The organism is Pseudoroseomonas sp. WGS1072, from assembly GCF_049340465.1.
Classification (GTDB): domain Bacteria; phylum Pseudomonadota; class Alphaproteobacteria; order Acetobacterales; family Acetobacteraceae; genus Pseudoroseomonas.
Genome location: NZ_JBMPSU010000002.1, coordinates 27,797 through 40,220, shown reverse-complemented (window position 1 = coordinate 40,220; position 12,424 = coordinate 27,797). Strand labels below are relative to the sequence as shown.

The 12,424-nt window shown below is 68.9% G+C and carries 9 protein-coding genes; 6 read left to right on the top strand and 3 right to left on the bottom strand.

Going from position 1 to position 12,424, the window contains the following annotated elements:
• Positions 1-14 precede the first annotated feature (14 nt).
• The gene (locus ACF3NH_RS18375) at positions 15-605 is read left to right on the top strand and encodes an AAA family ATPase (protein ID WP_422924921.1); all 591 of its coding nucleotides are present in this window, start codon (positions 15-17) and stop codon (positions 603-605) included.
• Here ACF3NH_RS18375 and ACF3NH_RS18370 read toward each other — a convergent pair.
• Entirely contained in the window at positions 565-2,400 is a 1,836-nt protein-coding gene (locus ACF3NH_RS18370) for an SLC13 family permease (RefSeq protein WP_422924919.1), read from the bottom strand. The two genes, ACF3NH_RS18375 and ACF3NH_RS18370, sit on opposite strands and share 41 nt — an antisense overlap.
• A gap of 155 nt (positions 2,401-2,555) precedes the next feature.
• Complete coding sequence (locus ACF3NH_RS18365) at positions 2,556-3,455, bottom strand: DMT family transporter (RefSeq protein WP_422924917.1); 900 nt, start codon at positions 3,453-3,455, stop codon at positions 2,556-2,558.
• 251 nt (positions 3,456-3,706) lie between these two features.
• Here ACF3NH_RS18365 and ACF3NH_RS18360 point away from each other — a divergent pair, with 251 nt between their 5' ends.
• From ACF3NH_RS18360 to ACF3NH_RS18340, 5 genes are all read left to right on the top strand, one after another.
• Positions 3,707-4,654: an ABC transporter permease gene (locus ACF3NH_RS18360; protein ID WP_422924915.1), complete on the top strand. Its 948-nt coding sequence runs from the start codon at positions 3,707-3,709 to the stop codon at positions 4,652-4,654.
• 11 nt (positions 4,655-4,665) lie between these two features.
• Positions 4,666-5,556 carry an ABC transporter permease gene (locus ACF3NH_RS18355; protein WP_422924913.1) on the top strand — a complete coding sequence of 297 codons (891 nt, stop codon included), beginning with the start codon at positions 4,666-4,668 and terminating at the stop codon, positions 5,554-5,556.
• Complete coding sequence (locus ACF3NH_RS18350) at positions 5,556-6,596, top strand: ABC transporter ATP-binding protein (protein ID WP_422924911.1); 1,041 nt, start codon at positions 5,556-5,558, stop codon at positions 6,594-6,596. The genes ACF3NH_RS18355 and ACF3NH_RS18350 overlap by 1 nt, the downstream gene beginning before the upstream one ends.
• Entirely contained in the window at positions 6,593-7,606 is a 1,014-nt protein-coding gene (locus ACF3NH_RS18345; RefSeq protein WP_422924909.1) for an ABC transporter ATP-binding protein, read from the top strand. The genes ACF3NH_RS18350 and ACF3NH_RS18345 overlap by 4 nt, the downstream gene beginning before the upstream one ends.
• A gap of 921 nt (positions 7,607-8,527) precedes the next feature.
• Positions 8,528-10,732, top strand: coding sequence for a carbohydrate-binding domain-containing protein (locus ACF3NH_RS18340; RefSeq protein WP_422924907.1), 2,205 nt, complete (start codon positions 8,528-8,530; stop codon positions 10,730-10,732).
• 48 nt (positions 10,733-10,780) lie between these two features.
• Here ACF3NH_RS18340 and ACF3NH_RS18335 read toward each other — a convergent pair whose 3' ends face one another.
• Entirely contained in the window at positions 10,781-12,421 is a 1,641-nt protein-coding gene (locus ACF3NH_RS18335; RefSeq protein WP_198366744.1) for a hypothetical protein, read from the bottom strand.
• Between the last annotated feature and the right edge of the window lie 3 nt (positions 12,422-12,424).

Below are 12,424 nucleotides of genomic sequence, written 5' to 3'. Positions count from 1 at the left end.
GGGGAATGCCAATCATGACCATGGAGACTGAGCGCTTTCACATCGTCACCGGCGGGCCCGGGGCGGGGAAGAGCACCCTGATCGCCGCCCTGGCGGCCGCGGGCGTGGCGACACGGCCCGAGGCTGGCCGGGCCATCATCCGGGACCAGCGGGAGATCGATGGCCCGGCTCTGCCCTGGCGCGACCGCGCCGCCTTCGCCGAGGCGATGGCGCTCTGGGACATGCGTTCGCACCGGGAGGCGGCGGAGCGGGCGGGGCCGGTGGTGTTCGATCGCGGCCTGCCCGATGTCATCGGCTATCTGCGCCTTTGCGGCCTGCCGGTCCCGGCGCATCTCGACCGCGCCGCCCGCCGCTTCCGCTACCATCGCCAGGTCTTCCTGGCGCCGCACTGGCCGGCGATCTTCCACGGCGACGCCGAGCGGCGGCAGGACGCGGCCGAGGCCGCGCGCACCTGCGGGATGATGGCCGAGACCTATCCGGACTATGGTTACGAGCTGGTGCCGCTGCCCCTCGCGCCGGTCACGGAGCGGCTGCGCTTCGTCCTGGCCCGGATCGGCGCTCCACTCAGCGCAGCGGCAGCAGCCAGGGCACCAGCGCCACGCTGACCGCCATGACGATCAGGGTGAAGGGCACGCCCACCCGCACGAAGTCGCCGAAGCGGTAGCGGCCGGGGCCCATCACCAAGGTGTTCACCGGCGAGGAGACCGGCGTCATGAAGGCGGCGGAGGCGGCCAGCGCCACGATCATGGCGAAGGGGTAGGGCGAGAGCTCCAGCTCCCGCGCCGTGGCGATCGCGACCGGCGCCATCAGCACCGCCGTCGCGGTGTTCGAGATGAAGAGGCCGATGAGGGCGGTCGCCGCGAAGAGGCTGGCCAGCAGCGCCTGGGGGCCGGCCTGTCCGACCAGCCCGATCAGCCCCTCCGCCGCCAGGGCGATGCCGCCTGTGCGCTGCAGCGCCAGGGAGAAGGGCAGCATGCCGACGATCAGCACGATGCTCTGCCAGTGGATGGCCTTGTAGGCGCTGTCGAGGTCGATGCAGCGGAAGCCCAGCATCATCAGGCACCCGATCAGCGCCGCATGCACGTGCGGCACCAGGCCGCTGACCATCAGCCCGACCACCACGGCCAGGCTGAGCAGGGCCTGCGGCGCGCGTGTGACGGCGGGCGAGGGCTCCTCCAGCTCGCGCGGCTGGTTCAGCAGCACGAAATCGCGGCGGCCGAGCTGCGAGCGGCGCAGCGCCTTCCAGGGGCCGACCAGCAGGAGCGTGTCGCCCGATTGCAGCTTCTCCTCCAGCAAACCGTCGGAGAAGCTCTTCAGCCCCCGGCGCAGCCCGGCGACGGTGAGGCCGTAGTGGCTGCGGAAGGCCGCCTCCAGCACGGACTTGTCCCTCAGTTCCGAGCCCGGGACGATGATGACCTCGGCCAGCCCCACGGCATGCGGCTGGGCGGCGGGGTCGAGGCCTTCCAGAGGCAGGGGATGGAGGCTGAGCTGGTCGCAGAGCAGGGCCAGCTGCTCCGGGCTGGCGGGGAGCGTCGCCACCAGCACGTCGCCACCCAGCAGCGTCACCTCCGCGGCGGCGTCCAGCATCTCGGCCGCGAGGCGCCGCCGCCGCTCGACCACCAGGACATTCAGCCCATGCCCGGCGCGCAGCCGCAGCGATCCCAGGCTGTGCCCGGCCAGGGGCGAGCCATGGCCCAGGCGCAGCCGGTGCAGCCGCCCCTCCAGGCTGTAGTCCCGGATCAGTTCCTGGAGGGTGGGGGCGGTGCCGCGCGCCTCGGCCACCGCCTCGGCCGCGCCGGTGAGCCAGCGCCGCGCCACCAGCATGTAGCCGATGCCGAGCAGCAGCACCGGCAGGCCGAAGGGCGTGAAGCCGAAGAAGCCGAAGCCCTCATGCCCCCACCGCTGCAACTCGCTGTTGACCACCAGGTTCGGCGGCGTGCCGACCAGGGTCAGCATGCCGCTGATCAGCGCGGCGAAGCTGAGCGGCATCATCAGCTGGCCCGGCGGCGCCTGGAGCCGCGCCGCGGCGCGCAGCACGACGGGGATGAACAGCGCCACCACGCCGGTCGAGCTCATCACCGAGCCGAGCAGGGCCACGATGAGCATGAGCAGCACGATCAGCCGCACCGTGCTGCCGGCGGCCCGCCTCACCAGCCAGTCGCCCAGGCGGCGGGCGATGCCGGTCCGCACCAGCCCCTCGCCCAGCACGAAGAGCGCCGCGATCAGCACCACGCTGGGGTCGCTGAAGCCGGCCAGGGTCTCGCCGATGGTCAGGATGCCGGTCAGCGGCAGGGCGACGAGCATGATCAGCGCCACGGCGTCGACGCGCGGCCGGTTGCGGATGAACAGCACGACCGCCAGCCCGAGCAGGAGCAGCACCAGGACAAGGTCGGCATTCATGCGCGCGGATCCCCTTGAGGCGGATGGCGACGAGGAGGGGCGATCCTCCTCCTGGGCGGGAGGGTCCCGGCACGGCCGGGGCAGCATGGGCCCAGGGATGACCCGGCGCGGCGCGCATCGCAACCCCGCCGGGACAGGGACGCCGTGGTGCCCGACTATCGCGGCAGCCGGGGAAGCCGCAGCCGGCCGCTGATGACCACCAGGCCGAGCAGCACCATGGCGGTGCCGAGCCATTGCACCGGCAGCAGCCGCTCGCCCAGCAGCAGGCCGCCGATCAGCGTGGTGTTGACCGGCACCAGCATCATGGCCAGGGGCGCCGCATTGGCGCCGGCGCTGGCCAGGATGGAGAAGTACAGGATGAAGGCGAGGGCGGTGCAGAACACGCCGAGCGCCAGGATCACGAGCCAGATGGCCGGAGAGGGCGGCGGCAGGGTCCAGGGCCGGTCGATCAGCAGCGCCAGCGGCAGCGAAAGCAGGGCGGCGGCGGTGATCTGGCCGGTCGCCGCGGCCACCGGCCGGACCCGCAGGCCACGGAGCCGGCGGCCGAGGATCGCCGCCAGGGCCTGGGAGAGGGCGGCCAGCATCGCCGCGCCGGCGGCGAGCAGGACACCGTCCGAACCGGGGATGCCAAGCATCGGCGCCATCAGCACCGCGACCCCCGCCACGCCGATGGCGGTGCCGGCCAGCCGCGTGGCGGTGAGCCGCTCGTCCTGTGTCAGCAGATGCGCGGCGATCGCGGTCAGGAAGGGCGTGGAGGCGTTCAGCACCGAACCGAGGCCGATACCGATCGTCTTCTGCGACCAGATAATCATGGTGAAGGGCACAAGGTTGTTGAGAATGCCCATGCCCAGGCAGGCCAGCAACACCTCGCGCCGGAGCGGCAGGCGCTGACGCAGAAGGGGCAGCAGCGCCGCGAGGACGGCCGCGGCAATGAGCGTGCGCAGCAGGACGACGGTCAGGGGCGGCAGCGCGGCGACCGAAAGCTTCATCAGCAGATAGCTGCAGCCCCAGAGAAGGGAGAGCAACGCCACCCGCAGCCAGACCGATGCCGTCACGCGTCACGCCCCCTCTCGGTGCAGCGCCTGGATGGCACCCGAGGCAGGTTGCCACAGGTCGCGCCGGCGCGGCAGTCCGATGCGCGGGCGGCTGTGGCACAGGATTGTGCAGGATGGCGCGAATATCGTCGCGGCGGGCCGGAACGGCGCCGCGCAAGCCGATTTGCCGCCTTGCCGCATCACCATGGCGCTGCCAAGCTTCGCGCGGAGGGCCAGGTTTCACCACGGTCCGGGATGCGGGATCGTTCGCCATGACCACCTTTCTGCTCCGCCGCCTGCTGCAGTCCATGGGCCTGTTGTTGCTTGTGTCAGTCATCGGTTTCGCGATCCTGCATCTCGCGCCCGGCGGCCCGCTCTCGCAGTTCGCCACGAGCGACATGTCGCAGGAGGATCTGGACCGCATCGCCCGGCAGCTCGGCCTCGATCGTCCGCTGCCGGTGCAGTATCTTGACTGGCTGTGGCGCATGTTGCAGGGCGACTGGGGCCGTTCCTTCCGCGATCAACAGCCGGTGCTGTCGATCATCGGCTCGCATCTCGGCCCCACGCTGGAGCTGATGCTGACCTCGACGCTGATCGCCATGCTGCTTGGCGCCTGGATCGGCATCCTCGGCGCCATTCGCCGCTACTCCATCTTCGACATGCTGGCGACCGTCGGCTCGATGATCGCGCTGTCCATCCCGACCTTCTGGTTCGGCCTTGTCGTCATCTATGTCTTCTCGGTCGAGCTCGGCTGGTTGCCGGCAGGCAACCGCTACACCGTGGGGGACGGCACCTTCCTCGACCGGCTGCACCACCTGATCGCGCCCTCGATGGTGCTGGCGCTGGTCAGCACCGCGATCTGGAGCCGCTACATGCGCTCCTCCATGCTGGACGTGATCAACCAGGACTATATCCGCACGGCACGGTCCAAGGGATTGCCGGAACGGCGCATCCTGCTGCACCACACCGTCCGCAATGCGTTGCTGCCGATGATCACCATCGCCGGCCTGCAACTGCCCTCGCTGCTCAGCGGCGCGCTGGTGACGGAGACGATCTTCACCTGGCCGGGAATGGGCCGCCTGTTCCTCGATTCCATCAGCTACCGCGACTATCCGACGGTGATGGGCATCCTGATGTTCAGCGCCGTGCTGGTGCTGCTCGGCAGCCTGATCGCCGATCTGCTCTACGGCGTCGCCGATCCCCGCATCCGCCTGTCCTGAAGGGGCGCCCCATGTCCACCACCGCCCCCGCGCCGACGGCATCCTCCGCCGCGCCGCCGCCCGTCGCCTTCCCGGCGTTGCGGCGATTCCTGCGGCACAGGCTCGCCATGCTCGGGGCGGGCGTGATCGTGCTGATGCTGGCCGGCTGCGTGATCGGACCTTCCCTGCTGCCCTTCACGGATGTCTTCATCGACATCCGCGCGCGCTTCTCGCCGCCCCTCTCCGGCGCGCATGTGCTGGGCACCGACCAGCTTGGTCGCGACATGCTGGCCCGGCTTCTGATGGCGGGGCGCATCTCGCTGGCCGTCGGCTTCGCGGCAATGGCCATCAGCATGGCGATCGGCGTCACCGTCGGGCTGGTCGCGGGATACTACCAGGGCATCCCCGGCATGGTTCTGATGCGCTTCGTCGATGCCATGCTCTGCTTCCCCAGCATCTTTCTGCTGCTGGCGATCTCGGCGCTGATCGAGCCCTCGGTGGAATCCATCGTGCTGCTGATCGCCATCACCTCCTGGATGGAGGTCGCGCGCATCGTCGAGGGGCAGATCCGCACGTTGCGCGAGCGCGACTTCGCGGTGGCCGCGGAAGCCATGGGCGCGCGGGATTCGCGCGTGATGTTCCGCGAGCTGCTGCCCAATGCCATGGCGCCGATCGTCGTCGCCGCGACGCTCAATGTGGCGCACGCCATCCTGGCGGAATCCTACATCAGCTTCCTGGGCTTCGGCATTCAGCCACCCACCCCGAGCTGGGGCAACATGCTCGACAATGCGCAGAGCTATCTGACCAGCGCGCCCTGGCTCGCGATCCTGCCCGGCGCCGCCATCGCCCTGGCCGTGACCTGCTTCAACTTCATCGGCGACGGCCTGCGGGATGCGCTGGACCCGCGCATGGAGGGGCGGTGATGGCCATGCCGGACGAGATGGCGCTCACGGATGTCCTCGATGTCCGCGGCCTCAACATCAGCTTCCACACCCGTCGCGGCATCCTGCCGGCGGTGCGCGATCTCTCCTTCCGGCTGGGCGAGGGCGAGACGCTGGCGCTGGTCGGGGAGTCCGGCTCGGGGAAGAGCATCACGAGCCTCGGCATCCTGCGCCTGACACCGCCGGCGCCCTTCTGCCGCATCGGGGGGCGGGTGCTGCTGCGCGACCGGAACCGCTCGGTGCACGACCTGACCGCCCTGTCCGAAGACGGCATGCGCGGCCTGCGCGGGCGCGTGGCGGCGATGATCTTTCAGGAGCCCATGACCTCGCTCAACCCGGTGCACAGCATCGGCGACCAGATTTCGGAGGCCGTGCGGCAACACCTTGGCCTTGGCCGCCGCGCCGCCCTCGAGCGGGCGGTGGAGCTGCTCGACATGGTGGGCATTCCCGCCCCGCGCCAGCGTCTCTCGGCCTATCCGCACCAGTTGTCGGGCGGCATGCGGCAGCGCGCGATGATCGCCATGGCGCTGTCCTGCGAGCCCTCGCTGCTGATCGCCGACGAGCCGACCACGGCCCTCGATGTCACCATCCAGGCGCAGATCCTGGAGCTGCTGCGCCGGCTGCAGGAGAAGACCCGCATGGGGGTGATCTTCATCACGCACAATCTCGGCGTGGTGGCGGAGATCGCCGACCGCGTCATGGTGATGTATGCCGGGCGCGTCGTCGAGCAGGCGGATGTGGTGCCGCTCTTCAAGACGCCGCGCATGCCCTATACGCGCGGCCTGCTGCGCTCCGTGCCGCGGCTGGACCTGGCGGGGCGGCGCGCGGGCGAGCTGGCGGCCATTCCCGGCAATGTGCCTGATGCGCTGTATCTGCCGCCGGGCTGCGCCTTCGCGCCCCGCTGCGACTATGCGCTGTCCGGCGTCTGCGATGTCGCCGTGCCGGATCTGGAGGCGGCGGGGGCGGGGCACTTCGTCCGCTGCGCCCGCTGGCACGAGCTGGCCCGGGAGGACGCGGCATGAGCGCGCCGGCGGATGTCCTGCTGCAGGTCGAGGATCTGCGGAAGTGGTTTCCGGTCGGGGCCGGCCTGCTGTCGCGGGCACGCCATCACGTCAAGGCGGTGGACGGCGTCTCCTTCGAGATCAGGAAGGGCGAGGTGCTGAGCCTCGTCGGGGAATCCGGCTCCGGAAAGAGCACGGTCGGCCGGACCGTCCTGCGGCTGGAGACGCCGAGCGGGGGCAGCATCCGCTTCGCCGGCCAGGATGTCACCCGCCTGAGCCGGGCCGCGATGCGGCCGCTGCGGCAACGGATGCAGCTCATCTTCCAGGACCCGTACGCGTCCCTCAACCCCCGCATGACCGTGGAGGATCTGGTTGCCGCGCCGCTCGACATCCACGGCGGCGCCGGAACGGCGGCGGAGCGGCGCACCAGGGTGGAGGCGGCGTTGCAGCTCGTCGGGCTGCCGCCGCAATCGATCACGCGCTACCCGCACGAGTTCTCCGGCGGCCAGCGCCAGCGCATCGGCATCGCGCGCGCCCTGATCACCGGACCGGACCTGCTGGTGGCGGACGAGCCGGTCTCCGCCCTGGATGTCTCGATTCAGGCCCAGGTGGTGAATCTTCTGCTGTCGCTGCAGCGGCGGCTCGGCCTGGCCATCCTCTTCATCTCGCACGATCTGGCGGTGGTCGGGCATATCTCCGACCGGATCGCCGTGATGTATCTCGGCCGGCTCGTGGAGGTCGCCGAGACACGACGCCTCTTCACCACGCCCCGGCATCCCTATACCGAGGCGCTGCTTTCCGCGGTTCCCATCCCGGACCCCACGCTTCGGCGCGAGCGGATCATGCTCAGCGGCGACCTGCCGAGCCCCCTCGATCCGCCCTCGGGCTGCTCGTTCCGCACCCGTTGCCGCTATGCGCTGCCCGATTGCGCCGCGGTGCGGCCGCCGCTGCGTGAGGTGGCGCCGGGCCATTTCAAGGCCTGCATCCGGGACGATCTGAACATGGCGGGCCAGGACTGGAGCGGATCGTAAAGGCCGAGAAACTCGAAGCGTGGACGAGTAAAGGTCACGCACTAATCCGCTACCACAAGATCAGTCACGATGGTTCCCGGCATAGATTCGAAGCCGTAAAGATACAATATCGTGAGGCGACAATCTCATCATGAGAGATTGACCTTGGTTGAAAGCCATTATTCATCTCGCCGAGACAGATGCATTGCATGATGAAACTTAAACCTCATCGACAGGCGGCAACTTCTGCCGCAACCAGGGCAATATCGGGTTGCGAGGCTTGAACTTAACATTTACAAAAATGTGAGCGAGCCGGGACCGGAGGAAAAGCCTTCCGGTTCAGAGGTATCGACCATTGACGAGATGGAAAGGGACACCGCCGCCGCCACAGGATCATGTGCAGGAAGGTGTGCGGGTCCCTTCGATCACCCTCACCATCCCATTTCACCTGCAGGATGATCGCGACGCTCCTCGTCGCTTCGCCTCGACACCTACTTCTTTCGACCGCGACTGGTCCTGGGATCTGTCATCTTCCGGGATGACATCGGGCATCTGATGCGATGCCCATCGCTGCGAGTGCGGTGATCGCCGCGCATCGCCAGATCCGGCTCCCGCCGGATCGGCGCCGATCAGGACGGTGCCAGCAATATCCGATGGTCGACAACCTTCCGGTTGTCGCCTCCGTGCGCGACCCGCGTACGCAAGCGGAGGCGGCCGCATGCCCGGCGCTCCTCCTTTCATCGCCTTCGCACGGGCCTGGCCGGATATGGCCGGGCGTGAAGGACCCCGCGCGCGTCCACCTCCAGGGTGACGCCATGACGGCTGCCGGCGCCCGGTGAGGGGCGGCGCGGCGCGCCATGCGGAGATTCCGCTGGCTAAACGATTTCTTAACGCACTGTCGCTTAGTCCTTAACGGATCGAGCTAGCAGCAAGGGATTTTCCATGGCCGCTCAGACCCCCATCCGCGCCGCTGACTTCATCGACAGCGTCGGCATCAACACGCATCTGTCCTGGGGCGGATCGACGAGTGCCTACGCCAACCGGACGGCGGTTCTGGAAGCCATCGACTATCTCGGTGTCTCGTTCATCCGCGACGGCTCGCCGACCGAGGGCTGGACCATGCCCCTGTACCGGACGCTGGCCGACAAGGGCATCCAGTTCAACATCGTCGTCACCGGGCCGGAGGTCACGCAGTACGGTAGCTACGCGAAGGATCTCCAGCGTATCGAGACCCTGCTGAAGACCCATCCCGACGCCGTTGTGTCGATCGAGGGGCTGAACGAGATCAACATGTTCGGCGTCACCTACAATGGCGTCAACACGGCGCATGACATCTCGATCGGCCGCGCGCTGCAGGCGAAGCTGCATGCCGAGGTCAATGCCCGCGCCCTGCTGGACGACATCCCGATCCTGAACCTGTCGGTCGGCGGCCTGACGGCGCAGGAGGCCGCGAAGCTCGGCGATCTCACGGCCTGGGCCGATTACGGCAACTGGCATGTCTACTTCGGCAATGGCGACCAGCCCGGCAAGAACATCGAATCCGGCGTGGCCAACGCCAAGAAGTTCTCCTCGGGCGATCCCGTGCAGATCACCGAGGCGAACTACTACACCGCGGTTCACGCCATGGAATGGGGCGGCGGCGGCGTCACCGAGGAAGTGCAGGCGAAGCTCAACCTCAACCTCCTCCTCGATGCCAAGCGGGCCGGTGTCGAGCGCACCTATCTCTATGAGCTGATGGACAACAGCACCAAGGCGGGCGCGACCTCGACCGTCGAGGGCAGCCTCGGCCTGTTCCATTCCGACGGCACGCCCAAGAAGGCGGCGACCGCCATCCACAACCTGCTCACCATCCTCGAGGATGACGGCGGCAATGCCGGCGGCTTCGCGACCAAGCCCCTGGACTTCTCGGTCAGCGGCCTTCCTTCCAGCGGCCGCACGATGCTGATGCAGGAATCGAACGGCAACTACGACATCGCCATCTGGGCCGAGCCGGACATCTGGAATGAGGCCAGCCGGACCGCGATCTCGGCGCCGAATTCCTCCGTCACCGTCAATCTCGGCAAGGTCGCCGGCACCATCAAGGTCTATGACCCGCTGATCGGCACCTCGCCCATCGCCACGGCGAGCAACACCAGCAAGATCACCGTCAATGTCTCGGATCATCCGCTGATCGTCGAGGTGATCGGTGTGAACGACGCCTCCGCCGCGGCGCCGATCGACACGGACAAGGCCGGACTGACGCAGACCATCGGCTCCGGCTCCGACAGCCTGTCGATCCGCATCAGCCAGGATGCCTGGAACGGCGACGCGCAGTACGCGGTGTATATCGACGGCAAGCAGGTCGGCAGCACCTTCACCGCGCATTCGCTGCACAACTCCGGTGTGACCGACACCCTGACCGTCAAGGGCGACTGGGGCGGCGGCGTGCACACCGCCGAAGTCAGGTTCCTGAACGACGCCTGGGGCGGCACCCCCACGACCGACCGCAACCTCTATGTCGAGAGCGCGACGATCGACGGCGCGAGCATCTCCGGCGCCGCCAAGGACCTGAAGTCGCCGGGCAGCGCGACCTTCACCTTCACCGCCTCGGACAGTGCCTCCGAAGCGCCGAGCGCGGCGCCGGCGCCCGCCGCCATCGTGCTCGACGGCAGCGACGCGCTGACCGGCGCGCTGGGCAACCAGAGCTGGGGCGGCGTCTCCGTCACCGGGCTCGGGATCACCGGCAGCGCGGCCAAGGTGAACAAGACCGCGGACGGCCTGGCCGTGCAGGGCAGCCGCTTCAACAACCAGATCGACCATGACCACGTCACCGGCCGCAGCGAGGCCATCACCCTGGACTTCGATACCGGCGTGGACTCGGCGACGATCCAGCTCAGCCGCATGGTGGCGAACGAGCATGGCTCCGGCGCGGAGCGTGGCGCCTGGAAGGCCTACAGCGATGCCGGCGTGATGGTCGCGCAGGGGATCTTCGACCCGACGCAGGGCACCAAGGTCGGCGACTCCTCCTACAGCTTCTCCATCGATCCCGCCGCCAGCTTCTCCAGCCTGGAGATCTCGGCGACGGGCTATGCGAAGCCGAACGGGGTGAATGACAGCTCGGACTTCGCCCTGGCCAAGATCACCTATCACCCCGACGCGGTGCTCTGACGCGACCGGCGGCCGGATGGAGACATCCGGCCGTCACGCGCGGCAGGATCAGCCGAGGCCGCGCAGCGCCACGAAGGCGCGGCCCTGGCCGGCGCCGTTGGACCAGCCGAGCAGGGCAGGGTCCGCGGCGCCTTTCGCCGCCACGGCGGTCCCGTCCTCCCCCTTCGCCAGCAGCCCATCCCTCACTTCGGCCGGGCATCGCACGGGCAGGGATGGCGCGGCCGTGACGACGATGGTCAGTTCGCCCTCCCGCGCATCCAGCATGCAGATCCCGGCCACCGGCGCATCGGAGCGCGTGCCGCGCCGGACCCGCCCTCCCGGTGCCATCTCCAGCACGTCGCCCTGCTTCACGCCGCCGCCTGTGGCCACCTGCAGGAACTGTCCCCGCCACTCGCCGGGTTCCTCCAGCTTCCAGTAGCGGTGCCCGTGCATGGTCGCGGCGGAGGGATGCAGCAGCGGCTTCCCGCTCTTGCGGCAGTTGTTGATGAGATGGCCGATATGGCCCTGGATCTCGCAGGCATGCGCGAAGTCGACGCGCAGCAGGGCCTCGTCGCCGGGCAGCAGGGCGAAGGGTTCCTTGAGCTGCAGCCAGCGCACATGCTCCGCCCGCTGGAAATCCCAGATGGCGCGTCGGCCGCGCCCATCCGCCGTCAGCCGGTTGGAATCCTGCCATTGGAAGTAGCAGGTGTCGAAGGTCGTGTTGCGGACCACGGCGCGGCGCGGCGTGTTCTCGTCCTGCAGCCAGGCGTTTCCCACATACTCGAACATGCAGTTCAGGAAGACACAGTTGCCGACCATGACCTCCATGCCGTTGCCGGCTTCCTTCATGATGGCGTAGGGACCGCCGCCGATGTAGCAGGAGATCATCGTGCAGCCGCCCATCTGCGTCGCCGGATGGACCGCGACGGCCGCCATCGTGCAGCCGCTGAACATGCACTTCTCGAACAGCAGGTCACCCCAGAGGTAACGGCTGGGGCTGGAGAAGTAGACATTGTAGTGGTTCTCGCGGCAGACCACGTCCTCGAAGCGGCTGTGGTCGCCAACGATGTCGAGGCCGGTGCGGAAGCGCCGCGCCCAGCAGCGCGTCATGCGCCGCCGCGAGCCCCATCCCCAGCCGCTCATCTGCGCCGGCGCCTTGCCCAGCACCGGCTTGTCGCCCGGACCTTCCAGGCAGATGTCCTGCCACAGCCCTTCATACATGCCGTCGCCCTCGCGCCGCCTGGGGCAGAGCACGGCGAAGCTGTCCGGTCCGAGATCCTGCGGCCAGCGGTAGATCGTGGCCAGCGGCCCTTCGCCCAGCCAGTTGACGGTGGTGCCGGGGTCGCCCCATTCCCGGCTTTCCGGGAAGGTGAGGGTCCGGTTGCAGACATAGCGACCGGCCGGGGAGACGACCACGCCGCCGCCCCGCGCCGAAACCATGTTGATGGCGCCCTGCGTGGCCGCCCAGTCGATCTCGTCCTCCAGGCTGGTGGCGTGCGGATAGTCGGCCCTGGCGGCGGCGAGGCTGCGGTAGCGCTGCTTCAGCGGATGGCTCCGCCCGTCGCCGATGGCGCCGAGGTCGCGCACCGAGACGAAGCCCTGGCCGCGCAGACCGGCGACGGTGAGGGGCCGGGCGACGCCGTCCCGGCCCAACGCATTCACCATCCCCTCGCGGTCCAGAGGGCCGGCGGGTGGCGTATCGGTCGCCATGGA